The following is a 25,538-nucleotide window of genomic DNA, read 5'->3' on the forward strand; positions in this document are numbered from 1 at the left end:
CCGCCGACGCGCTACGCTACAGCGCGTACTCCGACTCGCGGAACTGGACGTACCGATCGCCGCGGAAGCCGAATCGGGCCTTTCGGTACGCCAGAAGGAGCCTGGTCGCGCCGAGGCCGGCACCGAACTTCCGGCGGAACATGTCGTACCCGCCGCTGCCCGCGAGCATCCGATCCGCGATCCTGAACGTCCGGTCCCAGTCGGCGGGCGTGTACTCCTTGACCAGTTCGGCCATCGAGACGTTGCGCCGGATCTCCTCACCGATCCGCCCCTTCCAGGTGTCGTTGTAGCTCTCCAGATCGCCGATGGCGGCGAGTCGGCCCGCGAGCCTCCCCGAGCGGACGGCGACGTGGTAGCCCCCTTCGTGGAACGCCGAGGTGGTTCCCATCGCCCCGCCGACGACGGCGATCCCCGCCTTCGTGGGCGAGTCGATCGGTCGGGTCGAGGAGATCGGGTAGGCCTCCGTGCCGCCGCGCTTTCCCCGCTCGGCGACCAGCGGGAAGTCCTCCTCGACGTCGTAGCGGTCGCCGTACTCGCGTTCGAGCAGCCGTCGGAGGTAGACCGCGCCCGAGGGGAGGCGCTCGTCCTCGGGCTGGATCAGGGGGTACTCCCGCGGGTTCTCGACGTCCTCGATGTTCAGCCCGATCGGCATCGTCAGGCCGACGCGGGCGACCGTGCCGTCGTTGGGGAAGACCCACGGATAGGCGGTTCGACCGGGGATGTGCCCCCACCAGAACTTGAGCATGTCGTCCTCGAAGACCTCCTCGGGAAACCGGCGGTGTTCCTGGTAGGCGATGTGGTTGGCGTGGGTGCCCAGCAGGTCGCCGATCGAGCCCTCCGGGACGAACTGATCGAGGGTCGGGATGGTGACGTTTCGCTGGGGGCCGTCCGCGAGCACGAGGTGGTCGGCCTCGATCTCGCTTCCGTCGCCGAGCGTCAGGCGGTGGACGTGGCCCGACGACAGGTCGCTCTCGACGCCCTTTACCGCCGTACCCACGCGATACTCCGCGCCCGCCTCCTCCGCTCGCTCGCGGAGCCAGTCGTCCATCCGAGGCCGGTCGAACGTGAAGCCGAACTTCGGGTACGAGGCGTCGATCCCCGTCGAGTACATCGCACACCGCTCGGTGGGCCCGACGAACTCCGTTCCCTCCAGTTCCCTGAGGACGATCTCGTCGGGGATCTCCTCGAAGGGGATCCCCATGAGGTCGACCCAGTAGTCCAGCATCCCGGCGGCGTCCGTCGAGTCCGGGCCGAGATCTGCGCGGTCCGCACGCGGGACGCCCTTCTCGACGACGACGGTCCTCGCCTCGCGCTCGGCGGCCTGCTCGGCGGCCGCCATCCCGCCGGGGCCGCCGCCGACTATCGCAACGTCAACGCGCTCCATACCCGAGAAGCAGACGCGTGACTCTTAAAACCCCTGATGAGGTCGGTTGTAGTCCCGTACCGGTGACCGTTGGGCCGAACGAGCGATCACCGGTGACTGGTTACGACCTCCCTCGTGAGCCACTCGCCCGACCTCTCCTGCCGGAGCGGCGGATCTTAAGGGCGAGCGACGAGAGAGACCGGGTATGTCCGACCGACCAGACGTCCTCGTCCTCCGGCGGGGAACCCACGGCATGCCCGTCACGGACCTCAGGGACGAACTCCGCGAGCGACTGCCCGACCACGACGTGCGAGCGGCGACGACCCCCCGCGAGGAACGCGACCTGATCGCCGAGGTGCCGATCGCCGTCGGCATGGGGATCGACGAGGAGTTGTTGAGCCACGCCGAGAACCTCGACCTCTTCGCGTGTGCGTACGCCGGCACGGGCCACCTCCCGATGAGCTCTTTGGAAGAGGCGGGCGTGGCCGTGACGAACGCCGCCGGCGTCCACGGTCCGAACATCGCCGAGCAGGTGATCGGCTCGATCCTCGCGTTCTCGCGGCGCTTCTTCGAGGGCCGCGAACGTCAGGCGAACCACGAGTGGCGCCACTACCAGGTCGGCGAGTTCATGGGCTCGACGGTGACGGTCGTCGGGTTGGGCGCGATCGGAGAGGCGATCGTCAGTAGGCTAGAGGGCTTCGGCGTCTCGACCATCGGGGTGCGCTACACGCCCGAGAAGGGCGGGCCGACCGACGAGGTGATCGGGTTCGAAAGCGATGACCTCCACGGGGCGCTCGCGCGCACGGACGTGCTCGTGCTGGCCTGCCCGCTGACCGACACCACGCGAGGGCTGATCGGCGAGGAGGAGGTCGTTACCCTCCCCGAGGACGCGTTACTGGTTAATATCGCCCGCGGGCCCGTCGTCGAGACCGACGCGCTCGTCTCGGCGCTGCGGCGCAACAAGCTTCGGGGCGCGGCCCTCGACGTGACCGACCCCGAGCCCCTGCCCGAGGAGCACCCGCTGTGGGACTTCGGGAACGTCCAGATCACGCCCCACAACGCCGGCCACACGCCGAGGTACTACGAGCGACTCGCGGACATCGTCGCGGAGAACGTCGAGCGCCTCGACGGAGGCGAGGACGAGTTGCGAAACCGGGTCGTCTGACCCGCTGGTTTTTGTGTCTGTGTACACAAACACAACACATGGGGACGAAAACGATCGGGCTCGACGAGGAGGCCTACGACCGACTGAAGGCCCAGAAGCGCGCGGGCGAGAGCTTTAGCGACACGGTAAAACGCATCACGAGCGAGGTGAGCGCCGACTGGCGGGAGGGCTTCGGGTCGCTCTCCGACGAGGAGGGCGAGCGCCTCGCCGCGGCCATCGCCGCCCAGCGTGAGGACGCGAACGCCGGCCTCGCGGCCCGTCAGGATCGAGTTCTGGAGGCGATGGGTGGCAATGAGTCGGACGCCGGAGAATGAAGCTGCTGGACACCACGTTTCTGGTGGACTACGAGCGCGGCGAGGAGGCGGTCGCCGAATTTTTAACGGTCCATGAGGACGGCGAGGAGTTCGTCACCTCGACGATCTGTATGAAGGAACTCGCGGTCGGCAAACACGCGATCGGCTCGCCCTCGAAGGCGGATCTCGTCGGGGACTACGGCTGGCTTCGGATCGTCCCGTTCACGATCGAGCACGCCCACGAGGCGGGCGTGCTCGAAGCGACGCTCCGGGCCGACGAGACCCGTCGTGATCGGGTCGCATCGCTGGCCGGCGACGTGCTGATCGCGGGCGTCGCCAGTCATCTCGATGCGGCGGTCGTGACGAGAAACACGGACGATTTCGAGGCGTTCGAGGACGTAGCCGTCGATCGGTACTAGAGGTGGCCTTCCTTGGCGAGCAACTCCCCGTTGAGCACGCTCGCGCCGGCCGCCCCTCGGAGGGTGTTGTGCGCCAGACAGTTGTACTGCAGTCCCGTCTCGCTCTCGCGCAGGCCGCCCGCACAGATCTGCATCCCGTTCTTCCGCTCGCGGTCGAGTCGGGGCTGGGGGCGTTCTGGCTCCTCGAACACCCGGATGAGCGGGTCGGGCGAGGAGGGCAGGTCGATCGGATCGTAGGACTCCATCACCCCGATGGCGTCCTCGACGCCCGCCTCCTCCTCGGTCTCGACCCAGACGTTCTCGAGGTGGCCATCGAGGGTCGGAATCCGGTTACACGAGGCCGAAACGGTCGCCTCATGCGTCGAGAGTTCCGCGCCGTCGAAGCTCCCCAGGAGCTTCTTCGACTCGCTTTCCATCTTCTCCTCCTCGCCGCCGATGTGCGGGATGGCGTTGTCGATGATCTCCATCGAGGTCACGCCCGAGTAACCCGCCCCCGAGACGGCCTGGAGGGTCGCGACGTGCACCCGCGAGAGACCGAACTCGTCGAGCGCTTTCAGGGTGGGCACCATCGTGATCGTCGAGCAGTTGGGGTTCTTCACCATCGCGCCGTCCCAGCCCCGCGAGTCGCGCTGCACCTCCAGCAGGCCGAGGTGGTCGGCGTTGACCTCGGGGATGACGAGGGGAACGTCCTCGGCCATGCGCTGGTTCGAGGAGTTCGAGGAGACCACGTAGCCCGCCTCGCAGAAGTCGCTCTCGACGCGCTCGCCCACCGAGGAGGGCAGCGACGAGAACAGCAGGTCGACGTCGGGAATCGCGTCGGGAGCCGTTTCGGCGACCGTTATCGTCGCGACGTCATCGGGGATGGGCGTGCTGATGCGCCACTTGGCGGCCTCACGGTAGGGTTTGCCCGCGCTCTCGGAACTCGCGGTGAGCGCGCGGATCTCGAAGTCGGGGTGGGGATCCAGAAGCTGGATGAGCCGCTGTCCGACAGCGCCGGTCGCACCGAGGACGCCGACAGTGTGAGTCATTACCGCAGGTAGGGTCGGAGCCGTTCAAAACGGTTTGGATCGGTCGGTTCGGATGGGGGTTGTGATAGGGGCAAATGCTGTACGGGCGCGTCGAGTCGGATCGACGGAGCCACCCCTCGACGGGCGTGCGATCGGGTGCGAGAAGCGACGCTACTGGGCCGACTGCTGCTGGTCGTGTTTTCGAGTGACGTAGCCCGCGATGCGGTTGCGGACGCCCTTGGACTCGATGTTGGTGAGTTCTCGGACGCTGCGTTTGTTGTGCTCGAAGTCGTCGCCGAACGCCTCGGGGTAGCGCTCCATCAGGAGCGTCCCCGTCTTCTTGACGTAGGCCGGTTTGATCGCCATGCCCGGGTCTACTCGGATGGCGGCCTAAAAGGATTCGTTTCGCCGGTTCCACTCGACGTGCTCCTCGAGGCGCGAGAGCGCCTCGCGTGCGCGCTCGCCCCCACAGCGCTCGACCACCGACGCGAAGTACGCCAGGCGTGCCTCCAGTCGGGCGGTGTCGTAGCCCTCGACGCCGAGCCTGGAGGCGGCGACCGTCGCCTCGATCACGGCCGCGTACCCCCGAGAGGTCGTCGGAACCACCCGGTTTTCGATCCCCGACTCGACGGGCGCGAGGTCCCACTCCTCCCAGCGCGTGCCCCCGGATTCGCCCGTGTCGACGCGCTCGACCTCGACGCGCGCCCACGCGTCCGCGGAGGGAAGGACGGGATCGTCGCGCTCGTAGATCGAACAGGCCGCCTCGACGAAGTCGACGGGGTCGCGCGTGAACTGGACGTAGCCCCCGCCCTCGCGGCGGAAGTTCCGGCGGGTTCGGGTGTTGCCCCACGTTCTGGCGGTGATCGGTTCCGGGGAAAAGAGCCCCAGCGCGGCGAGGTTCCACCGGCCGTTGGGACCGAGCGTGGCGACGACCGACTCGACCACACCGTCGAGTTCGACGGGCCACCCGGTCTCGTCCCCGTCCTCACCACCCTCGCCGCTCACGCCTCGACACCCCGTTCGAGCGCGACGAACAGGCCGGCGGCGACGACGTCTGCGGTGGTGCCGGGGTTGATCCCTCGCTCGACGAACACGCGCGCGAGCGCCCCGAGCAGGCGCTCGTTCCCGTCGAACGCCGCGACCTGCTCGCTGACCCGCCTCGCGATCCCCTCTCCGTGTTTCTTCGCGACGAGCGTGTCGGGGCGGCGGGCGAGTTCCTCGCAGAAGGCCGTCGCCGCCCGGTCCGAGAGCGGGCCCGACAGTTCCTCGATCCGATCGGCCACCCGGAACGAGCGCTCGAACCCCCCGGTCCACTCGCGGGCGACGTCGTCGGCGTCGCCGAGCGCCATCACGTCGAACAGCGTGAGCCCCCGCTCCTCGACGGCGGGGATCGCCGCCGCACCGCGGCGGACGTCGACCGCGTCCCACTCCGCGGGCGGGTCGGAGACGAACACCGAACAGTGCTCGAACGCCCGGTAGAACGCCGCGGCGTCCTCGACGGTGGTGTTCCGTACCACGCGCTCTGCGCCCGCCGGCGAGAGGTCGCCCTCGCTCGCGGCCCGGACGAGGGGCACGAGGAGCAGCAGCGCACCGAACTGCGTGTTCTCGCCGTGCAGATCGGCCATCCCCTCGACGGCGCGCTCGAAGGCGATACCTATAGAATCGGATTCGGCCGCGCGCAGTCCCGCGCCCGCGCCGACGGCGCCCGCGAGGAAGTCCTCGAATCGCAGGTCGGGGAGGTCCCGCTCGCGGTCGACGTTGCCGGGTTTGGGCGTGCCCGAGACCTCGAGCAGGAGGGCCAGTTGGGCGTTCTCGGCGGGCCTCACGCGCTCGCCTCCCGTGCGTCCCACGCCCGGATCGCCTCGCGCACCCGCGAGAGCACCCGCGGGTCGTCGCTGGGCCGCCCGACGCTCACCGCGTCGGCGCCGTGAGCGAGGTACTCGTGGACGCTCTCGCGACCGCGCACCTCGTTGTTGGCGATCACGAACAGGTCGCTCGCCTCGCTCACCGCCCGGATCACGGGCTCGGAGTCCATCGCGTCGACGTGGACGACCTCGGCCCCGGCGTCCTCGATCGCCCGCGCGGTCTCGACGAGGTCGACCCCCGGAACCTCGGCGCGGACCTTCACGCTCACCCGTGCGCCCGTCTCGGCCGCCGCGCGGACCTGCTCGCACAGCCGGTCCGTGTCCCGCAGCAGCGTCTCGCCACAGCCGACCTCGCGAAGCTCGTCCTGCCGGCAGTGGGCGTTGATCTCGCAGATCGCGCCGTGCTCCCGACAGACCCCCCCGACAGCGCGAACCGGTTCGATCGAACTGCTCCGGACGTTGAAGCCCGTTTCGAGGGGGGCGTCCGAGAGGAGCGATAGCTGCTCGTCGACGAACGCGACGGGATCGGCGGGCAGGAACTCCTCGCGGTCGCGCGCGACCAGATGCCGGGCCGCCTCCCTCGAAGGGGCGTCCAGCGCGATCCCGCCGAGGATCGCACAGTCGACGTGCTCGCTCGCCGCACGCGCCCACTCGGCGTCGGACTGCCCGCTCAGGCTCGCGGCGACGAGCCTCATGCGACCTCCTCCAGCGCCTCGCGGACCGCCCGCGCCACGCGGGTCGCGTCCGTCGGCGAGTCCATCGTCGTGTCGGTTCGCACGACGGGGCGGCCGAGTTCCGTTCGGTCGTCCGAGTCCAGCACGAACGCGTCGGCGAACGGATAGGCCTCGGCAACGCCCGCCGTGCTCGGCTCGTGGCCGGTCGCGGCCATGAGGTCGCCCGCCGGTCCCGAGAACACGCGACCCTCGACGAACGGCGAGACCGCGATCACGGGCGTCTCGGCGAGGCGCTCCTCGACCCCCTCGACCGCCCGGATCGGTCCGACGCTGGTGACCGGGTTCGACGGGCCGACCACCACGGGGTCGGTCAGAGCGTCCCGGACCGCCTCCGTCGGGCGTGCCTCGCCGCGGAACTCCACGTCCACGATCGTCGGTTCCCCTCGATACCCGACCCAGAACTCCTGGAAGTGCATCGGCCCCTCGGGCGTGTGAATCAGCGTCGAAAGCGGGTCGTCGCTCATCGGGACGAGGTCGAGGTCGAGTCCAAAGGCATCGGCGAGGGTGCGCGTGACCTCGGTGAGGGTGTGGCCCTCGTCGAGCAGGCTCGTCCGGGTGATGTGAACGGCCCGGTCCCGATCCCCGATCGTCATGAACTCCGCGATCCCCGAGAACCGTCGCCAGCGGGCGATCTCTCTCCCCTCCGTCTGCATCCCGTCGGGGAGATATCGTGGGCCGCCCTCCAATCCGGCCGCGTCGGCGAGTTCGAACAGGAACTCGTCGGTCTCGTGGGTGTCACCCTCGATCCCCCACCACGTCTCGCGGTCGAGGACGCCGCCGCGTTCGAACAGCACGGTGTCGACGTCCGGCGAGACGAACAGGCCCCCGAGTTCGACGTCGTCGCCGGTGTTCGCGACCACCGTCGTCTCCCTCGGCTCGAAGACGCCCTCGATCCCCGAGAGGAGCTTCGGCGTCCCGGTCCCCCCGGAGAGAAACGTGACCATACGCGGGGTAGGCGGGCGCCCGGCCTTAAACGCTCGCTCTCGACGTACCAGCGGGAGGGCTGGCGCGAGCAGGGCCGGCACTTTAGTCGGCGAAGGTGGTACCGACCCTCATGGCCGAGATACCCGACGTCGAGACCGTGGAGACCGAGGACGAGTACATCCACGTCCGGTTTCGAGACCCCGACCGGTACGACGAGATCCGAACGCCCGACTGGGCGAAAGAGCCGGCCGAGTCCGTCTCGGAGGGGAGCGAGGTCCGAACCGGAAAGAAGGAGGGGAGCGACGACTGGGAGGTCACGTCGGTGTTGATCGAGAAACACGTCGGCGAGGAGAAGGCCAGAGAACAGGCCCGCGAGATCGTCGAGAAGATCGAATCGTAGCCGACGGAGACGAAGCGAATTAGGTGTCGCCGCCGCCTACCCCCGGCATGGTCGCCGACGATGGAGGCGAGGCGGAGCCGTCCGCGGGCCGACCCGGAACGGTCGGCGTGCTCGCACGAGCGGCCGTCGCGGCGGTTGCCGTGGTCCTCGGCGTCGTCTGGATCGTCCGGGTGGCGGTCCTCGGCTCCACGCTGGGCGGCGGGCTCCTGTTCGAGATGCTTCCGCCGCTGGTGTTGCTCTACTTCGGCATCGTCTACCTCCGAACGCAGCGCCGTGCCCTGCGCGAGGGTTCGTGAGCGGTCGACGGCCCGTCCGTCACAGTCGTTCGAGCGTCGCCGTTCGAAACAAAACGGCTATGACCCCTGCGCGACTCGCATCGGCTACATGTCTGCTAGCGATTCACAGGGATGGTTACAGCGCCTCGGACAGGGAGTGGCCGACTGGTCCGAACGGTGGGTACCGAGTCCGTTCATCTTCGCGATCGTGCTCACGCTGATCGCGTACGCGGCGGCGATCGTGCTCACGCCCGACGGGGCGTTCCAGAACATCATCAACTGGTACGACGGCTTCTGGACCCTGTTGGAGTTCGCGATGCAGATGGTCCTCGTCCTCGTCACCGGCTACGCGATCGCTGACTCGAAGCAGGTCAGCGGACTGTTGGACCGGATCGCCTCGATCCCGAGCGACGGCGCACAGGCGGCGGCGCTCGTCGCGGCGGTCGCGATGCTCGCGGGCTACTTCCACTGGGGGATCGGCCTCATCGTCGGGGCCATCTTCGCCGTCTTCGTCGCCCGCGCGGGCTACCGGCGCGGCAAGACATTCCACTACCCGCTTCTGTGTGCGGCCGGCTACACGAGCCAGGTCATCTGGCACGTCGGTCCCTCGACCAGCGCCGGCCTGCTGTCGGCGACCGAGGGCCACGTCTTCGAGGACGTCATCGGCGTCGTCCCGCTCTCCGAGAGCGTCTTCACCGTCTACGCGGTCGGCCTCGCGATCCTCGTGTTCGTGACGGTCGTCCCGCTGCTGTACCTCCTCGCGCCAACGCGGGAGAACGCGGTCGGGATCGAGGAGTACGCGCCGGGGCTGATCGACGACGGGACCGCGGATCGAACCGAGCGGGAGGTCGCCACGGACGGTGGGACGGCGCTTCCGGCCGAACGCCTCAACGACAGCCGCCTGATCGCGTACGTGGTCGCCACCGGGATGATGGTGTACGTCGTCCAGCACTTCGCGACCGCCGGGATCGGCGAGGCGCTCGATCTCAACGTCTTCAACTTCACCTTCATCGCGGTCGGCCTCTACCTCTACGGGACGCCCACCGCCTACATGGGCGCGATCCGGAACGCGACCGAGAGCTCCGCGGGCATCATCCTGCAGTTCCCCTTCTACGCCGGGATCCTGGGGATCGTCGACAACTCCGGGCTCTCGGCGCTGGTCTCGGAACTCCTGTTGGATCTGGCGACGCCGGCGACGTTCCCGGTTCTCGCGTGGCTCCTCGGCGGCTTCATGAACTTCTTCGCCCCGAGCGGCGGCGGCGAGTGGGCGATCATCGGGAGCATCATCGGCGGGACCGCGGTCGAACTCGGCGTCCCGCCCGGCCAGGCGATCATCGCCTACGGCACCGGCGACATGTGGACGAACATGTTCCAGCCGTTCTGGGCGATCCCCCTGCTCGGGATCACGCAGGTGCGGGCGCGCGACATCCTCGGCTACACGCTGATCGTCATGATCGTGCTGACCCCGGTGTTCGCGCTCGGCCTGTACTTCCTGCCGTACTGATCCCCGATAGCGACCACCAAGGGTTAAGGGGAGACGTTCCCTCGTTTCGCGAATGATCACGGACGAACCGCTCGCCGACGCCGCCGCGTCGTTGCGAGCAGGCGGGACGGAGCCCTCGGCGTATCTCGAATCACTCGAGGAGCGAACGGAGCGCGTCGAGCCACGGATCGAGACGCTGCTCGACGAACCGAATCGATGGGATCGACTCCAGCGTGAGGCCCGAGCGCTCGAAGCGCGGTTCGACGACCCGGCGGCGAGACCGCCGCTGTACGGCGTTCCGGTCGGCGTGAAGGACATCTTCAACGTCGAGGGCTTCCCGATGAAAGCGGGGTCGACGGTCCCACCCGAAACGGTGACCGGCCCCGAGGCCGACAGCGTGCGCGCGCTTCGCGAGGCCGGCGCGCTGGTGTTCGCAAAGACCGTGACGACCGAGTTCGCCTACTTCGAGCCCGGCCCGACCCGCAACCCACACGACACCGACCACACGCCCGGTGGCTCCTCGTCGGGGTCGGCCGCGGCCGTCGCCGCCGGGCTCTGCCCGCTCGCGCTCGGCTCCCAGACCATCGGCTCCGTGGTTCGTCCGGCCGCGTTCTGCGGTATCGTCGGGCTGAAACCGACCTACGGACGGATACCCATCGGCGGCGTGCTCCCGGTCGCGCCCTCCGTGGACCACGTCGGCTTCTTCACGCAGGACGTCGGGGGCGCCCGGTTGGCCGCGAGCGTCCTCTACGAGCACTGGGTCCCCGAGAGCGTCGAAGAACCGACGCTCGGGGTTCCCGAGGGTCCCTACCTCGAACAGGCCGATCCGGCGGCGCGCGAGGCGTTCCGCGAACAGGTCGCCCGACTCGAGGAAGCGGGTTACGAGGTCCGACGTGTGGACCTGCTGGATGACATCGGGACGATCAACGACCGCCATCAGGCGCTGGTCGCCGCCGAGACCGCCCTCTCGCACAGCGAGCGGTTCGCCGAGTACGGGGAGCGCTACGCCGAGGCGACGACCGACCTGATCCGCGAGGGCCACGCGGTCGGCGTCGGGGAGCTCTGCGAAGCGCGGACCGGCCGCGGCGCGCTGCGCGAGACCGTCGAGCGGGCGATGGACGCCGAGGACGTCGACGTCTGGATCTGTCCGGCCGCGCCGGGTCCCGCCCCCGAGGGGATCGACACCACGGGCGACCCGGTGATGAACCTCCCGTGGACCCACTGCGGGCTGCCCGCGATGGCGCTGCCCGCCGACGAACTCGGCGGACTCCCGCTGGGCCTGCAGTGTGTCGCCCGGTACGGCGACGACGAACCCCTCGTGAACTGGGCCGAGGGGATCGCTTCCGCGCTGTAGGCCGGCGGTTTAAGCCCGATGGCGGCCCAGAGGAGGTATGAAGACGATCAAGGACAGCGTCCACGACCACATCGAGGTCGGCGGGGTCGCCCGCGCGCTGCTGGACACCCCCGAGGTCCAGCGACTGCGCCACGTCAAGCAGCTCGGAACCGTTTCCTTGGTGTACCCCTCCGCGAACCACACCCGGTTCGAACACTCGCTCGGCGTCTACCACCTCGCCTGCGAGGCGCTCTCCCAGCTCGGAATCGAGGGTCGGGCCGCAGAACGGGTCCGGGCCGCCGCCATCTTGCACGACGTCGGCCACGGTCCCTACAGCCACAACGTCGAGGACGTCATCGAGCGCCACACCGGCAAGTACCACGAGGACGTCGAGGACGTGTTCGCCGACTCGTCGATCCCCGGGATCCTCGCCGAGTACGACCTCGACCCCGACAGGGTCGCCGACCTCGTCTGCGGCGAGGGCACGTACGGCGGACTCGTCTCGGGCGAACTCGACGTCGACCGGATGGACTACCTCGTGCGGGACGCCCACCACACCGGCGTTCCCTACGGCACCATCGACCACGGACGCCTCGTGCGCGAACTCCGGTTCGTCGACGACGAACTCGTCCTCGGGGAGGGGAACGTCCAGACCGCAGAGAGCCTGCTGGTCGCCCGGGCGCTGATGAACCCCACCGTCTACAGCCACCACGTCGCCCGGATCGGCAAGTCGATGCTCCGCCGGGGGGCCGAGCGGCTGATCGAGGCGGGAACCGATCCGGAGACCCTGCGGCGGATGGACGACCACGACCTGCTGGTCGCGTTGCGGACGACCGCGAGTACGGGGGGGATCGCCCGTCGGCTCGCCCACCGCGATCTGTTCAAGCGGGCGGTGTGGGCCGAACTCCGGGACGTCCCCCGAGGGGTGCTCGATCCCTCCCACGAATCGGTCGTCGAGTACGAACGCGACGTCGCCGACCGGGCGGGCGTCGACGCGGACGCGGTGATCCTCGACGTGCCGGGCTACCCGAAGATGACCGAATCGAGCACTCGTGTGGTGGTCGGCGGCGAGATCCGCCGGCTCGACGAGCAGTCCCCGCTCGTTCGCACACTCAGGCAGTCCCAACTCAACCAGTGGCGACTCGGGGTGTACGCGCCCGCCGACGTCGCCGATCGGGTGGGCCACGCCGCGGAGGCCGTCCTCGGGCTCGATACGGACGGAACCCTCGTCAGCGACGTCGCGCCCGGGCTTCACACCACGCTGGATCGCTTCGGTTCGGGGGCGGAGTAGAATGGCCGGGTTCAAATCCCGTGAACGACTGCATCCGGTATGATCGTCGAGGGGACCGTCCTCCGGGGTCCCGAGTACACCCCGGTCGAGGGCCGGGTTATCGTGGAGGACGGGCGAATCACCGCAATCGAGGAGGAACGGGTCGAGAGCGACCGGATCGTCGCGCCGGCATTCGTCAACGCCCACACACACATCGGCGACTCCATCGCCAAGGAGGCGGGACGAGGCCTCACGCTCGAGGAACTCGTCGCCCCGCCCGACGGGCTGAAACACCGCCTGCTCCGCGAGAGCGGTCGGGACGAAATGGTCGCGGCCGTCAGGAGATCGATCCGGTTCATGCACGCGGGCGGCGTGACGGCGTTTCTGGACTTCCGCGAGGGCGGCGCGGAGGGGGTGCGGGTGCTCCGGGAGGCCGTCGAGGGGCTCCCGGTCGACGCCTTCGCGATGGGACGGGACGAACTCGCGGCCCTCGAAGTCGGCGACGGCTACGGCGCCAGCGGTGCCGCGGACGCCGACTTCGCCCGCGAGCGCGAGGCCGCCCGCGAGGCGGGCAAGCCCTTCGGCATCCACGCCGGCGAGAACCGCACCGACGACATCGTGCCCGCGCTCGACCTCGAACCGGACTACCTGGTCCACATGGTCAACGCGAGCGAAGAGCACCTGGATCGCGTCGAACGGGAGGAGATCCCGGTCGTGGTCTGTCCGCGTGCCAACCTCGTGACGGACGTCGGCCTGCCACCCATCGAGGACCTCGTGGAGCGGACGACCGTGGCGCTGGGCACCGACAACGTGATGCTCAACAGCCCCTCGATGTTCCGCGAGATGGAGTTCGCCGCCAAACTGACGACCCTCGACGCGCCCGAGGTGCTGGCGATGGCGACCCGTGCGGGCGCACGGCTGATGGGACTCGACGCCGGGACCATCGAGGAGGGCCGCGAGGCGCGTCTGCTCGTCCTCGACGGCGATTCCGACAACCTCTCGGGCGTTCGTGACCCCGTGCGGGCGGTCGTGCGCCGGGCGGGGACGGCCGACGTCCGCGGGGTGGTCCACCCGGCGCAACACAATTAAGGTCGGTATGCGAACACCGTGCACATGTACGACCGGATTCTCGTTCCGACGGACGGGTCGGCGGGCGTCGAGCGCGCCATCGAACAGGCAGTGGCGCTCGCGAGCGTCCACGGGGCGACGATCCACGCCGTGTTCGTCGTCAACACCGCGAGTTTCGCCAGCCTCCCGATGGAGACCTCCTGGGAGGGCGTCAGCGACATGCTCCGCGAGGACGGCGAGGAGGCGCTCGAACGCGTCCGGGAGATCGCCGAGGGGCGGGACGTTCCGGTCGAGACCGCCCTCATCGAGGGGACGCCCTCGAAGGAGGTCGTCCGCTACGCGGAGGAGGAGGGCTGTGACCTGATCGTCATGGGGACCCACGGCCGGGGCGGTATCGACCGTCTCCTCCTCGGGAGCGTCGCCGAACGCGTCGTCCGGGGTTCGCCGGTGCCCGTCCTCACCGTCCGCGTCCGGGAGGAGGACCTCGAGTGAGATCAGACCGGTCTGAGGTGCTCACAGTCCCCGGCGTGGACCCGAACCTCGCCGTCGTCCGTTTGTATCACTAGTCGTCCCGGCGACTCGACGTCGAGTGCCTCCCCGACGACAGCTCCTTGGGAGGTCTCGACGCGCACCCGCTGGCCGAGCGTGATCGCGCCCTCGCGCCAGCCGGCGAGGATCGCGTCGGGATCGGTTCGGAGCGACTCGAACCCCTCGAGGACGCGCTGGACGAAGGTACGGCGGTCGATGTCTCCCACCTGCTCGCGAACGCTCGTCGCGCCCTCGGGCAGGTCCTCGCTATCGACGTTCGCGTTGACGCCGATTCCGACGACGACCCACGAGACCCGGTCTGCCTCGCCCTCCATCTCCGTGAGGATCCCGACGAGTTTCTCGCCCGTGGATTCGAGCAGGATGTCGTTCGGCCACTTGATGCCGGCTGCGACGCCCGCCTCCCGCAGTGCCCGCGTCGTTGCGACGGCGGCGGCGAGGGTGAGGAGGGGTGCCTCCATCGGCGTCATCTCGGGCCGGAGGACGACGCTCAGGTAGACGCCGCCGGACGGGGCGTTCCACGCCCGGTCGAGACGGCCCCTCCCGGCGGTCTGTTCGTTCGCGAGGACGACGACATCGGCGTCGCCCGCCTTCGCCACCTCACGTGCGCGGGCGTTCGTGCTCGCGATGGCGTCGTGGTACTCGATCCGGTAGGGCGCATCGAGGCCGTACTCGACGGCCGGGCCGCAGAAGTCGGGGACAGAGACGACCCGGTAGCCCGATCCGTCGCTCTCGATTCCGAAACCGGCCTCGCGTAGTTCCTCGATCCGCTTCCAGACGGCGGCCCGCGAGACACCCAGTTCGTCGGCCAGTTCGGGGCCCGAGACCGGCCCCGCGGCCAGCGCGTCACAGAGCGTCTTCCTGCTCGTCATTCAGTCGATGACGACGAGCGCATCGCCCATGTCGACGCTCTCGCCCTCGCCGACGAGCACCTGGGCGACGGTCCCGCCCGAGGAGGCGACCACGTCGTTCTCCATCTTCATCGCCTCGAGCACGCAGAGCACGTCGCCGCTCTCGACGGTGTCGCCCTCGCTCACCTCGACCGAGAGGATCGTCCCCTGCATCTCGGCGGTCACCTCCGCACCCTCGGCGGAGACCTCCTCGGACCCGGAGTCGCTTCCCCCGGCGGGCAGGGGGGGCTGGGCGCCGCCTCCACCGCCACCGCTCGCGGCAGCCGCCTGAACGCCGCGCTCCTCGAGGTCGACCTCGAAGCGCTTGCCGTTGACCTCGACGGTGAACTCGCGGTGGACGACATCGTCCCCGTCGCTCTCGCCGTCGGTCTCGCTGCCCCACTGCTTCTGGGCCTCCTCGATCCGGCTCCGGTCCATCTCGTCATCGAGGTACTTCGTGGTGTGGGTCCCCGCGACGAACCGCTCGTCCGAGAGCATCAGCCGGTGGAACGGGATCACCGTCACGACGCCCTCGATCTCGTACTCCCGAAGCGCGCGCAGGCTCCGGCTGATGCACTCCTCGCGGTCGCTCGCGTGGACGATCAGCTTCCCGATCATCGAGTCGTAGTCGGTGACGATCTCGTCGCCCTGTCTGAGCGCGTCGTCCATGCGTACCCCGATCCCGCCCGGCGGGTCGTAGGTCGCCAGTTTCCCCCCCGAGGAGGGCGCGAACTCCTTGGCGGCGTTCTCGGCGTTGATCCGGAACTCCATCGCGTGGCCGTCGATCCCGACGTCGTCCTGCGCGAAGCCGATCTCCTCGCCCGCGGCGACCCGCAGTTGCCACTTGACGATGTCGATTCCCGTGATCTCCTCCGTGACCGTGTGTTCGACCTGAATTCTCGTATTCACCTCGAGGAAGTAGAAGTTCGTCCCCGATCCGAGGAGTTCGCCCGCCTCGCGCTCGGGGTCCTCCTCGACGAGGAACTCGACGGTGCCGGCGTTGGTGTACTCCGCCGCGCTCACCCCGCGGCGTGCGGCCTCGCCGATCTCCTCGCGCAACTCGTCGGTCAGCGCCGGGCTCGGCCCCTCCTCGATGACCTTCTGGTGACGACGCTGGAGCGAGCAGTCACGCTCGCCGAGGTGGCGGACGTTGCCGGCGTGGTCCGCGAGGATCTGGACCTCGATGTGCCGCGGGTTCTCGAGGAAGCGCTCGATGTAGACCGAGTCGTTGTCGAAGTACGCCTCGCCCTCGCGTTTGGCGCTCTGTAGTTGGTCTTCGGCCTCGTCGGGATCGTGGACGATCTTCATGCCTCGGCCGCCGCCGCCGCCCTCGGCCTTGATCGCGACGGGGAACCCGTGTTCCTCGCCGAACTCCCTGACCTCCTCGGGGTCGGTGACGGGGTCGGTCGTCCCGGGGACGATCGGCACGCCCGCCTCCTGCATGATCCGGCGGGCGTTGGTCTTCTCGCCGAGTTGCTCCATCGCGTCGCTCGACGGTCCGATCCACGTGATGCCGTCTGCCTCCTCGACCTTCGCGGCGAACTCCGCGTTCTCGGCGAGGAAGCCGTACCCCGGATGGATCGCGTCGGCGTCGGCCTTCCGTGCGGCCTCGATCACCGCCTCGTGATCCAGATACGAGTCCGCGGCCCGCGCGGGCCCGACGTTGTACGCCTCGTCGGCGTAGCGGACGTGACCGCTCTCCTTGTCGGCCTCGCTGTAGACGGCGACCGTCCCGACGTTCAGCTCCTCACACGCGCGCATGACGCGCACGGCGATCTCACCTCGGTTCGCGACTAAGACTTTCCTGAACATTGTTGAACTATCTCCGAGCGGATTACCTCATTCTGTCGGTTCGGCCCGCCGCCGCCCACCGGTCGGTCGGCGCGCCGCTCGATACGCGTATCGTCCGTCCCTGGGTGCCCTCGATCCGGCCCGCGAAGGTCCAGCGCTCGCCCTCCCACGTCGGTTCGTCATCGCCTCGGGTGGCCGCCTGGGCGCGCAGGTGCGACCCGATCGCGGCGGCGATGGCGGCCGCCTCCACCTCGCTCGCGTTCTCGGGGATGTCGAGCGTCCGTGTACCGGGAGCGCCCGACTCGCGCGGCTCCTCGCTCATAGCGGGATGTTCCCGTGTTTCTTCTCGGGCCCCGACTCGCGCTTCGAGCGCAGCATCTCGAGGTCGTCGACGAGCCTCGAACGGGTGTCGGCGGGTTCGATCACGTCGTCGACGAACCCCCGGTCGGCGGCCGTGTAGGGGTTGGCGAACTCCTCTCTGTACTCGTCGATGAGCTCCTGACGGCGCTTCTCGGTGTCCTCGGCGTTCTCGAGTTCCTGGCGATAGAGGATGTTCACCGCGCCCTGCGGGCCCATGACGGCGATCTCGCTGGTGGGCCAGGCGTAGTTGACGTCGGCACCGAGGTGTTTCGAGGCCATCACGCAGTAGGCCCCCCCGTACGCCTTCCGGGTGATCACGGTCAGCAGCGGTACCGTGGCCTCCGAGTAGGCGTACAGCAGTTTCGCGCCGTGGCGGATGATCCCCCGGTGTTCCTGGTCGGTGCCGGGCATGTATCCGGGGACGTCGACGAACGTGAGGATCGGGATGTTGAATGCGTCACAGAAGCGGACGAACCGCGAGGCCTTCATGCTCGAATCCACCGTGAGCGTCCCGGCGTTGGCACGGGGCTGGTTCGCGACCACGCCCACCGAATGGCCGTCGAGTCTCGAAAAGCCGACGACGATGTTCTTCGCGAACTCGGGGGCGACCTCGAAGAACGCCCCCTCGTCGGTGATCCCGTCGATCACGTCGACCATGTCGTAGGGCTTCTGCGGGCTCTCGGGGACGATCCGGTTGAGGTCCTCGTCCCGGCGGTCGGGGTCGTCCCACGGCTCGACCCTCGGAGGGTCCTCGACGTTGTTCTGGGGGACGTACGAGAGCAGACGCTTGATGTCGTCGAGCGCGGCCTTCTCGCTTTCGGCGGCGAACTGCGCGACGCCCGTCTTGTTCGCGTGGGTGCGCGCGCCCCCGAGTTCCTCCTGGGTGACCTGCTCGCCGGTGACCGTCTCGATCACGCCCGGCCCGGTGATGTACATGTGGCTCGTGTCCTTGACCATGAAGATGAAGTCCGTGATCGAGGGCGAGTAGACCGCCCCGCCCGCACACGGCCCCATGATCCCGGAGATCTGGGGGACGACGCCGCTTGCCTTTTGGTTGCGGTGGAAGATCTCCGTGAACCCGGCCAGCGAGACGACGCCCTCCTGGATGCGCGCGCCCGCCGAGTCGTTGAGCCCGACGATGGGCGCGCCGACCTCCATGGCGGTGTCCATCACCTTACAGATCTTCTCGGCGAACACCTCGCCGAGCGAGCCGCCGAAGACGGTGAAATCGTGGGCGAAGACGAACGTCTTTCGCCCGTTGACGTCGCCGTAGCCGGTGACGACGCCGTCGCCGAGGATCTTTCGTTCCTCCATGCCGAAGTTGTGGTTTCTGTGGGTCCGGAGCTGGTCGAACTCGTGGAAGGTCCCGTCGTCGAGGAAGTACTCGATGCGCTCTCTGGCGGTCATCTTCCCCTTCCCGTGCTGGGACTCGATGCGGTCCTCCCCGCCGCCCAGTTCGGCCTCCGCCTTCAGTTCGCGTAGCTCCTCGATGTCGTCGTCGATGGTCACGGGCACCACCGTCCCTCACGATTCAGCATACGCCAATCCATTACGGACGCCGACAAAAGGGTTCCGCAGGCCCGTCCGAATCGCGGCTCGTTACCGGAGCGGTCCCGGGACGATGTAGTAGCCCGTCTCGGGCGTGAGAAACAGGTCGTTGAAGTTGAGCGCGACGACCACGAGCACGACCACGAGCACGAACGTCCGCAGCGACCACAGCCACGCCGGTCCGACGCCGAGCGAGGACCCCCGCCGGAGTTCGTCGATCGCCTCGTCGCCCATGACCCAGCCCACGAACACGACGACCGCGAGCACCGCGATCGGCAGGAAGAGAGTGACGCCGATCCCGTCGAACCAGTCGAGCCACGCGGTGTCGAGCGCCGAGGGGATTCCCAAGAGGAAACCGGCGACCCCGAGGCCGACGGCGGCCGGCGCGCGCGCGACCCCGAACGTGTCGACGGCGTAGGCGACGACGGCCTCGAGCAGGCTGATCGCCGAGGACAGCGCCGCGATGAAGACGACGGCGAAGAAGACGACCCCGATGGCCCGTCCGAGGATGCCGCCGCCCGGTAGCTCCGCGAGCGCCGTCGGGATGGCGATGAACACGGCGCCGGCACCGCCCTCGCCCGGCGGGACGCCCTGTGCGAACAACAGCGGCATGACGACCAGCCCCGCGAGCACCCCCACGAACGTGTTCGTGACCGCGATGGCGAGGCCGTCCGCAAAGAGGCTGTCGTCCCGTCCGAGGTACGACGCGTACGTGATCATCACCGAGAAGCCGAGCGACAGCGAGAACAGCGCCTGTCCGAACGCCGCCGGCAGGATCGTCGCGGCGTCCTCGACGATCACGCTGAAGTCCGGCGAGAGGAAGAAGGCGTACCCCTCGCCCGCCCCGGGGAGGGTCGCGGCGAAGACCGCGAGCGCGATCAACAGGACGACGATGCTCGGGACCATGAACTTCGTCGCGAGTTCGATCCCGCGTTCGATCCCGAAGGCGACGATGCCGATCGTGATCGCGATGAAGACCGCGTGAGCGAGGACGGCCGGGAGGCCGGCCGAGACCGCACCGAAGTACCCCTCGGGGGCGGCGAGCGCGTTGCCGGTGACGCTGCCGGCGACGTACCGGGTGACCCAGCCGCCGACGACGCTGTAGTACGACAGCGTCCAGAACGACGCGAGGATGCCGATCGCGCCGACGAAGCGCCAACTCGGCCGATCGAGGGTGCGAAACGCCTTGATGGCGTCGACGTTGGCCCGTCGGCCGATCGAGAACTCCGCGAGGATCACCGGAATGCCGATCAGCAATACCGCCGCCAGATAGACGACCAGAAAGGCCGCCCCGCCGTTCGCAGAGGTCTGGAAGGGGAACCGCCAGATGTTCCCCAGACCCACCGCGCTACCGACGGCGGCCAGGATGAACCCCGTCCTGGTCGCCCACGTTTCACGTTGTGACATACCTACGAACTGCTGGAACCGACATATAAACACGTCGATGTGAGAGTCAGTCTACCGAGACCGAATACATGGGGAGCGACACGTACCCGCCGAATCTCCGTTCCGCCGCCCATCGCGATGATATAAAAAAGCTAACATTTATGAGGAATGGGTGGATAACCTCGGATATGGTAACACACACCTACCGGCGGAACGTACTCAAGGGAATCGGGGCCACGGGCGTGGTCGGTCTCGCGGGCTGTCTGGGCGGTGACGGCGGCAACGGGAACGGGAACGGCGGCGACCGGGACGTGATGGTCGGGGTGTTACAGCCCACGACCGGGGACCTCGGCGATCTGGGTGGTCCGATCCGGGACGCGGCGGTCCTCCCCCGAACGCAACTCGAGGGGACGGACATCCCGTTCACCATCGACATACAGGAGGAGGACACCCAGACGAACCCCGAGGCGGGCATCAGCGCCGCACAGGCGCTCGTCGACGGGGGCTATCCCGCGATCACGGGTGCGGCCTCCTCGGGCGTGACGATCCCGGTCGCCCAGCAGGTGGCCGTCCCGAACGGGGTCGTGATGTGCTCGCCGGCCAGCACCGCGCCGGGGATCACGGACCTCGACGACGACGACTTCCTCTTTCGGACCGCGCCGAGCGACGCGCTCCAGGGCGAGGTCATGGCGCAGGTGGGCGCCGAGGATCTGGGCTTTTCGAGCGCCGCGACGTTCTACCTGAACAACGACTACGGCCAACAGCTCTCGGATTCGTTCGTCGAGGCCTTCGAGGGACTCGGCGGATCGGTCTCTGCGGAGGTGGCCTTCGAGGCCGAACAGCCCTCCTATACGTCGATCCTTCAGGAGGCCCTCGGCGGCGGCCCCGAGGTGTTGATCGTGATCGGCTACCCCGCCAGCGGCGAGCAGATCTTCCGCGACTACTACGCCGACTTCGACGGCGGCGAGACGATCATGGTGACCGACGGCCTGCGCGCGGGGTCGCTGCCGGGCAACGTCGACAACCCGATGGAGAACGTCGTCGGGACCGCGCCGCTGGCGGCCGGGCCCGAGGAGGACTTCTTCGCCGACCTCTTCGAGGAGGAGTTCGGCAGCGCCCCCGGCGTGTTCACCGCACAGGCGTACGACGCGACCGCGGTGCTCATCCTCGCGAACGTCGCGGCCGGCGACAACGACGGGACCGCGATCCGCGACAACATGCGTGCGGTCGCCAATCCCGACGGCGAGGATGTCGGCCCGAGCAACTTAGAGGAGGCGATCACGATGGTTGCGGACGGCGAGGAGGTCAACTATCAGGGCGCCTCGAGTCCCGTCGACTTCGACGACAACGGCGACATGCAGACGGTCACGTACGAGATCTTCGAGTTCGCCGACGGCGGGGTCCAGACGACCGAGACCGTCGAGTTCGAGGCCGAGTAGCTACCCGCCGAGGAAGTCCCGCCTCACCCGTTCGTTTCCGAGCAACGCCTCGCCGGAGTCCTCGTAGCGGTTCGCCCCCTGAACCAAGACGTAGCCGCGATCACACCGTTTGAGCGCCTCCGTCGCGTTCTGCTCGACGATCAACACGGCGGTCCCGTCGCCGTTGATCGCGTCGACGCGGTCGAACATGTCCGCGACGAGGTCCGGCGCGAGGCCGGCGCTGGGTTCGTCGAGCAACAGGAGGTCGGGATCGAGCATCAGCGCCCGTCCCATCGCGAGCATCTGCTGTTGGCCGCCGCTCATCGTCCCCGCTTTCTGCGTACTTCGTTCCTCGAGGATCGGGAACCGCTCGTAGACGTCGTCCAGACGCTCCTCGGGGATCGACTCGAGGATGTACGCCCCCATCTCGAGGTTTTCCTGGACCGTCAGCGACGGGAAGACGTTGTCGGTCTGGGGGACGTAGCCGACGCCGCGGGTGATGATCTCCTCGGGCCGGAGACCGCTGATCTCCTCGCCCGCGAAGCGGATCGACCCGCCCATGTAGGTCGTCAGCCCGAAGACCGACTTCATGACGGTCGACTTGCCCGCGCCGTTCGGGCCGACGATGGCGACGTACTCGCCCTCGGTCACTTCGAGGTCGACCCCGTCGAGGATCCGAAGGTCGCCGTAGCCCGCGTCGAGGTCCGCGACCTCGAGCAGCGCCATCAGACGCCACCCCCGAGATAGGCCTCGATGACCCGTTCGTCCTCGCGGATCGATTCGGGAGCGCCCTCCGCGAGGACGGTCCCCTGGTGCATCACGATGACGTGCTCGCAGTTCTCCATGATGACGTCCATGTCGTGTTCGACCAGCAGGAAGGTGTAGCCGTCCTCCCGGAGCGCGTGGATGTGATCGAGCAGTTTCCGTTCGAGCGAGGGGTTGACCCCCGCCATCGGCTCGTCCAACAGGAGCATCTCGGGGTCGGTGAGCAGCGCGCGCGCGAGTTCGAGGAGCTTTCGCTGACCGCCCGAGAGGTTGCCCGCATACTCCCCGGCGAGGTGGTCGAGTTCGAACAGTTCGAGCGTCTCCCAGACCCGTTCTCTGAGTTCCTCCTCCTGTTCGATCACGCCCCGGCGCGCACCGGGCACCACCGAGCGCCAGAGGGACTCGCCGAGTTGGCCCTTCGGCGCGAGCATCATGTTCTCGAGGACGGTCATCTCGGGGAGCCCGCGGGCGATCTGGAAGGTGCGGACCAGCCCCCTGTTGGCCACCCGATGCGGGGCGAGACCGGTGATGTCCTCGCCCTCGAACAGCACCCGGCCCGAGTCGGGTTTGTGGACGCCGGTGATGCAGTTGAACGTCGTCGACTTGCCCGCGCCGTTGGGGCCGATTAACCCGGTGATCGAGGCGCGCTCGACGCTGAAGCTCGCCCCGTCGACCGCGACGATGCCGCCGAAGCGCTTGTGGAGGTCCTCGACGCGAAGCGGGACGTCGTTCGTGGACGCCCCATCGACGGGAGTCGACGCGGCCGCCTCCTCGCTCGACGTGGCGTCACTCATCGGTCTCGCCCCCGTCGGCCGCGGCCGCCGTCGTCGGCCGTTTCGAGAGGTCCGTCGCGGCCGCCGTCTCCGTGCGGTGGCCGAGCAGGCCGTCGGGCCGCCAGAGCATGAGCAGGATCAACACCAGCCCGACGATCATGAACCGGAGCTGGTCGACGTTGCCGACGGCGTAGCCGAGCAGGGGAAGGGGATCGAGCGAGCCGAGTTCGACGGCCGCGTCGTAGATCGTCGGCGGGGCGCGCGCGTCGAGGTTCGCGCGGACGATCCGCTGAACGAAGGGGGGTCCCTCCCAGAGGGCGGCGGCGAAGACGAACCCGCCGATGACGCTCCCGGTGTTCGACCCGGAGCCGCCGACGATGAGCGCGACGAAGACGTAGAACGTGAGGATCGGCATGAACGACTCGGGGGTGACGAAGCCGCGCCCGCCCTGCCAGAGCATGCCCGCGAGCCCCATCAGCGCACAGCCGAGCATGAACACCTTGATCTTGACGCGGTCGGTGGGTTTTCCGAGCGATCGAGCGGCGAGTTCGTCCTCGCGGATCGCCTTGAGAACGCGGCCGAACGGCGAGTAGGCGATCCGCGAGAGCAACGCGTAGAGGGCGACGACACAGACGAGCAATAACACGGTGTACATGCCGCTCCTGACGACGGTCGACTGGACCCCGAGGAGGTCGCCGACGCCGAACAGGAACTCGCCGACGACGGTCGGATCGGCGCGGCGGTCGCCCCCCGGGTAGAACAGCCAGTCGACGATCGACTGGGTGCCCGTGAAGGTGATGCCGCTGCCGCCACCCGTCCCGAGTTCGCGGCCGGCGACCTCGAACTCGCGCAGCGACGCCGACAGCAGGCTCAGACGGACGATCTCCGAGAATCCGAGCGTGACGATGGCGAAGTAGTCCGCCCGGAGACGGAGCGCCGGCAGCGCCGCGATCAGGCCGACGACCGCCGCGGCGGCCATCCCGCCGAGGACGCCGACCCACAGCGGGAGGCCGAACCCGCCGGGGGAGGCGTCGGGCGAGGCGGTGAGGATCGCCATCGAGTAGACGCCGACGGCCATGAAGCCGGCGACGCCGATGTTGAACAGGCCGGTGTAGCCCCAGTGGAGGTTGAGCGCGAGCGTCAACAGCGCGTAGACCGCGGCGAAGAACGTCACCCGACGGAGCGTGCTGACGACGCCGTTGACGCTCAGACCCAACACGAGCCCGAAGACGACGAACACGGCGTAGATGACGAGGACGATCTTCGCGATCAACAGGAGGTCGGCCTGCCATCGCGGGCGGTCGCCCGGTTCGAAGAGCCGCCCGATCGCGTCCCGGGCGGTCATGCGGTCTGTACCCCCCCGAGCAGCCCCTGCGGGCGGAAGATCAACACGAGGATCATCAGCGCGAAGGCGGCGATCTCGTTCATGTCCGAGGGGATCCACACCAGCGAGACGTTGATGGCGAGCCCGATGACGAGCGAGCCCGCGATCGCGCCGTAGATCGAGCCGATCCCGCCGAGGATCACGGCCGCGAAGATGAGGAGGAGGAGGAACCACCCGAGGTTGTAGGTGATCGTCCCCCGGTCGAGCACGACGAGGTAGCCCGCGACGCCCGCGAGGCCGGCCCCGATCACCCACGTCGCCCGGACGACCCGCTCGGTCGGGATGCCCGTCACCAGCGCGAGGTCCTTGTTGTCGGCCATCGCCCGCATCGCCTTCCCGAGTTTCGTCCGCTGGAGCAGCAGGTGGACGCCGACCATCAACACGAGCGCCGCGGCGACCATCGTCAGCTGGTGGACGTTGAGCGATCCCGTCCAGAAGATCAGCTCGTGTTCGAGCCGGGGGGCGCTCGCGGTGACCCCGCGCGTGCTCGACGTGTAGATGAACGCGATGACGTACCTGAGCACGAGCGCGACGCCGACGCTCGCGATCAGCAGGGGGATCCCGCCGGTGTCGCGCATGGGCCGGTAGACGAGACGGTCGATCAACAGCGCGACCAAAACGGTCGAGACCGCGGCGACGACCAGCCCGAGACCGATCGCCAGCGGCTCGGCGAACACGTGCATTCCGAGGTCGCCCGGCTGGGCCCGGCCGTCCGCGCGCAACAACAGCCGACTGCCGAGTTCCGCGACGCCCGCGCCGCCGACGAGGTAGGCGACCGTCCAGCCGGTAAAGGCACCCGTGGTGACGAGGTCGCCGTGCGAGAAGTTCGCAAACCGGAGGATGCTGTAGGTCATCGACAGCCCGATCGCCGCGAGTCCGATGAGCAACCCGTCGACGATCCCCCGCCAGAGGAAGGTCGTGAACGTCCCGACCGCGAGGTCGCCGACGACGAGCCGGCGGACGAGGTCGAGGACCAACAGCAGACAGCCGCCCAGCAGGACCCCCCCGAAGAGCTGCTCGACCGTGAGAGATGAAAACAATCGCCTTACGTCAACAGTACTCATGTCTACTCGACATG

Annotated in this window: 27 protein-coding genes; 11 read left to right on the forward strand and 16 right to left on the reverse strand. The window is 68.6% G+C overall.

Features of this window, described 5'->3' with window-relative positions; genetic code table 11:
- Nucleotides 1-16: 16 nt before the first annotated feature.
- The gene (locus tag QRT08_RS05490) at nucleotides 17-1,384 is read right to left on the reverse strand and encodes an NAD(P)/FAD-dependent oxidoreductase (protein WP_286044908.1); all 1,368 of its coding nucleotides are present in this window, start codon (nucleotides 1,382-1,384) and stop codon (nucleotides 17-19) included.
- A 184-nt stretch (nucleotides 1,385-1,568) separates the two neighbouring features.
- Here QRT08_RS05490 and QRT08_RS05495 point away from each other — a divergent pair, with 184 nt between their 5' ends.
- From QRT08_RS05495 to QRT08_RS05505, 3 genes are read left to right on the forward strand one after another with little or no spacing between them, the layout of a single operon-like run.
- Complete coding sequence (locus tag QRT08_RS05495) at nucleotides 1,569-2,528, forward strand: D-2-hydroxyacid dehydrogenase (protein WP_286044909.1); 960 nt, start codon at nucleotides 1,569-1,571, stop codon at nucleotides 2,526-2,528.
- 38 nt (nucleotides 2,529-2,566) lie between these two features.
- A complete protein-coding gene (locus tag QRT08_RS05500) occupies nucleotides 2,567-2,842 on the forward strand; it encodes an antitoxin VapB family protein (RefSeq protein ID WP_286044910.1) in 276 nt (91 codons plus the stop codon).
- Nucleotides 2,839-3,240: a PIN domain-containing protein gene (locus QRT08_RS05505; protein ID WP_286044911.1), complete on the forward strand. Its 402-nt coding sequence runs from the start codon at nucleotides 2,839-2,841 to the stop codon at nucleotides 3,238-3,240. The genes QRT08_RS05500 and QRT08_RS05505 overlap by 4 nt, the downstream gene beginning before the upstream one ends.
- Here the strand turns inward: QRT08_RS05505 and asd are convergent.
- The 6 genes from asd to cofD form a co-directional block, all read right to left on the reverse strand.
- Nucleotides 3,237-4,268 carry an aspartate-semialdehyde dehydrogenase gene (asd, locus tag QRT08_RS05510; protein WP_286044912.1) on the reverse strand — a complete coding sequence of 344 codons (1,032 nt, stop codon included), beginning with the start codon at nucleotides 4,266-4,268 and terminating at the stop codon, nucleotides 3,237-3,239. The two genes, QRT08_RS05505 and asd, sit on opposite strands and share 4 nt — an antisense overlap.
- A gap of 150 nt (nucleotides 4,269-4,418) precedes the next feature.
- The gene (locus QRT08_RS05515; RefSeq protein WP_286044913.1) at nucleotides 4,419-4,613 is read right to left on the reverse strand and encodes a 30S ribosomal protein S17e; all 195 of its coding nucleotides are present in this window, start codon (nucleotides 4,611-4,613) and stop codon (nucleotides 4,419-4,421) included.
- A 24-nt stretch (nucleotides 4,614-4,637) separates the two neighbouring features.
- The gene (locus QRT08_RS05520; RefSeq protein WP_286044914.1) at nucleotides 4,638-5,252 is read right to left on the reverse strand and encodes a DUF447 domain-containing protein; all 615 of its coding nucleotides are present in this window, start codon (nucleotides 5,250-5,252) and stop codon (nucleotides 4,638-4,640) included.
- Nucleotides 5,249-6,073 carry a triphosphoribosyl-dephospho-CoA synthase gene (locus QRT08_RS05525; protein WP_286045026.1) on the reverse strand — a complete coding sequence of 275 codons (825 nt, stop codon included), beginning with the start codon at nucleotides 6,071-6,073 and terminating at the stop codon, nucleotides 5,249-5,251. Before QRT08_RS05525 ends, QRT08_RS05520 begins: the two co-directional genes overlap by 4 nt.
- Complete coding sequence (locus tag QRT08_RS05530; RefSeq protein ID WP_286044915.1) at nucleotides 6,070-6,807, reverse strand: tRNA-dihydrouridine synthase; 738 nt, start codon at nucleotides 6,805-6,807, stop codon at nucleotides 6,070-6,072. The genes QRT08_RS05525 and QRT08_RS05530 overlap by 4 nt, the downstream gene beginning before the upstream one ends.
- On the reverse strand, nucleotides 6,804-7,790 hold the full coding sequence (gene cofD / locus QRT08_RS05535) for a 2-phospho-L-lactate transferase (RefSeq protein ID WP_286044917.1): 987 nt from the start codon (nucleotides 7,788-7,790) through the stop codon (nucleotides 6,804-6,806). The genes QRT08_RS05530 and cofD overlap by 4 nt, the downstream gene beginning before the upstream one ends.
- Before the next feature lie 110 nt (nucleotides 7,791-7,900).
- Between cofD and QRT08_RS05540 the strand changes: the two genes are divergently transcribed.
- The 7 genes from QRT08_RS05540 (at nucleotide 7,901) to QRT08_RS05570 (ending at nucleotide 14,091) form a co-directional block, all read left to right on the forward strand.
- Nucleotides 7,901-8,170 carry a hypothetical protein gene (locus QRT08_RS05540; protein WP_286044918.1) on the forward strand — a complete coding sequence of 90 codons (270 nt, stop codon included), beginning with the start codon at nucleotides 7,901-7,903 and terminating at the stop codon, nucleotides 8,168-8,170.
- A gap of 47 nt (nucleotides 8,171-8,217) precedes the next feature.
- On the forward strand, nucleotides 8,218-8,466 hold the full coding sequence (locus QRT08_RS05545) for a hypothetical protein (protein ID WP_286044919.1): 249 nt from the start codon (nucleotides 8,218-8,220) through the stop codon (nucleotides 8,464-8,466).
- A gap of 88 nt (nucleotides 8,467-8,554) precedes the next feature.
- Nucleotides 8,555-9,949 (forward strand): short-chain fatty acid transporter, encoded by a 1,395-nt coding sequence (locus tag QRT08_RS05550; protein WP_286044920.1) that lies wholly within the window; start codon nucleotides 8,555-8,557, stop codon nucleotides 9,947-9,949.
- Between the two features lie 52 nt (nucleotides 9,950-10,001).
- Nucleotides 10,002-11,282, forward strand: coding sequence for an amidase (locus QRT08_RS05555; protein WP_286044921.1), 1,281 nt, complete (start codon nucleotides 10,002-10,004; stop codon nucleotides 11,280-11,282).
- A 37-nt stretch (nucleotides 11,283-11,319) separates the two neighbouring features.
- A complete protein-coding gene (locus tag QRT08_RS05560; RefSeq protein ID WP_286044922.1) occupies nucleotides 11,320-12,552 on the forward strand; it encodes an HD domain-containing protein in 1,233 nt (410 codons plus the stop codon).
- Between the two features lie 39 nt (nucleotides 12,553-12,591).
- Nucleotides 12,592-13,620: an amidohydrolase family protein gene (locus QRT08_RS05565; RefSeq protein WP_286044923.1), complete on the forward strand. Its 1,029-nt coding sequence runs from the start codon at nucleotides 12,592-12,594 to the stop codon at nucleotides 13,618-13,620.
- Nucleotides 13,621-13,644: 24 nt separating this feature from the next.
- A complete protein-coding gene (locus tag QRT08_RS05570) occupies nucleotides 13,645-14,091 on the forward strand; it encodes a universal stress protein (RefSeq protein WP_286044924.1) in 447 nt (148 codons plus the stop codon).
- 2 nt (nucleotides 14,092-14,093) lie between these two features.
- Here the strand turns inward: QRT08_RS05570 and QRT08_RS05575 are convergent, their stop codons facing one another.
- The 5 genes from QRT08_RS05575 to QRT08_RS05595 all read right to left on the reverse strand — a co-directional run bounded on the left by QRT08_RS05575 (nucleotide 14,094) and on the right by QRT08_RS05595 (nucleotide 20,141).
- A complete protein-coding gene (locus tag QRT08_RS05575) occupies nucleotides 14,094-15,017 on the reverse strand; it encodes a biotin--[acetyl-CoA-carboxylase] ligase (RefSeq protein ID WP_286044925.1) in 924 nt (307 codons plus the stop codon).
- A complete protein-coding gene (locus QRT08_RS05580; protein WP_286044926.1) occupies nucleotides 15,018-16,847 on the reverse strand; it encodes an acetyl-CoA carboxylase biotin carboxylase subunit in 1,830 nt (609 codons plus the stop codon).
- A gap of 22 nt (nucleotides 16,848-16,869) precedes the next feature.
- Complete coding sequence (locus QRT08_RS05585) at nucleotides 16,870-17,148, reverse strand: DUF8022 family protein (protein WP_286044927.1); 279 nt, start codon at nucleotides 17,146-17,148, stop codon at nucleotides 16,870-16,872.
- Entirely contained in the window at nucleotides 17,145-18,689 is a 1,545-nt protein-coding gene (locus tag QRT08_RS05590; RefSeq protein WP_369684819.1) for an acyl-CoA carboxylase subunit beta, read from the reverse strand. Before QRT08_RS05590 ends, QRT08_RS05585 begins: the two co-directional genes overlap by 4 nt.
- 96 nt (nucleotides 18,690-18,785) lie before the next feature.
- The gene (locus QRT08_RS05595) at nucleotides 18,786-20,141 is read right to left on the reverse strand and encodes a sodium-dependent transporter (protein ID WP_286044929.1); all 1,356 of its coding nucleotides are present in this window, start codon (nucleotides 20,139-20,141) and stop codon (nucleotides 18,786-18,788) included.
- Nucleotides 20,142-20,308: 167 nt separating this feature from the next.
- Here QRT08_RS05595 and QRT08_RS05600 point away from each other — a divergent pair, with 167 nt between their 5' ends.
- Nucleotides 20,309-21,559: an ABC transporter substrate-binding protein gene (locus QRT08_RS05600; RefSeq protein WP_286044930.1), complete on the forward strand. Its 1,251-nt coding sequence runs from the start codon at nucleotides 20,309-20,311 to the stop codon at nucleotides 21,557-21,559.
- Here the strand turns inward: QRT08_RS05600 and QRT08_RS05605 are convergent, their stop codons facing one another.
- Genes QRT08_RS05605 through QRT08_RS05620 form a run of 4 tightly spaced genes read right to left on the reverse strand, consistent with a single transcriptional unit; the run spans nucleotide 21,560 to nucleotide 25,524 of the window.
- Nucleotides 21,560-22,264 (reverse strand): ABC transporter ATP-binding protein, encoded by a 705-nt coding sequence (locus QRT08_RS05605; RefSeq protein WP_286044931.1) that lies wholly within the window; start codon nucleotides 22,262-22,264, stop codon nucleotides 21,560-21,562.
- Nucleotides 22,264-23,097 carry an ABC transporter ATP-binding protein gene (locus tag QRT08_RS05610; RefSeq protein ID WP_286044932.1) on the reverse strand — a complete coding sequence of 278 codons (834 nt, stop codon included), beginning with the start codon at nucleotides 23,095-23,097 and terminating at the stop codon, nucleotides 22,264-22,266. The genes QRT08_RS05605 and QRT08_RS05610 overlap by 1 nt, the downstream gene beginning before the upstream one ends.
- Nucleotides 23,090-24,421, reverse strand: coding sequence for a branched-chain amino acid ABC transporter permease (locus QRT08_RS05615; RefSeq protein ID WP_286044933.1), 1,332 nt, complete (start codon nucleotides 24,419-24,421; stop codon nucleotides 23,090-23,092). Before QRT08_RS05615 ends, QRT08_RS05610 begins: the two co-directional genes overlap by 8 nt.
- The gene (locus QRT08_RS05620; RefSeq protein ID WP_286044934.1) at nucleotides 24,418-25,524 is read right to left on the reverse strand and encodes a branched-chain amino acid ABC transporter permease; all 1,107 of its coding nucleotides are present in this window, start codon (nucleotides 25,522-25,524) and stop codon (nucleotides 24,418-24,420) included. The genes QRT08_RS05615 and QRT08_RS05620 overlap by 4 nt, the downstream gene beginning before the upstream one ends.
- Between the last annotated feature and the right edge of the window lie 14 nt (nucleotides 25,525-25,538).

The organism is Halalkalicoccus sp. NIPERK01, from assembly GCF_030287405.1.
Classification (GTDB): Archaea; Halobacteriota; Halobacteria; order Halobacteriales; family Halalkalicoccaceae; genus Halalkalicoccus.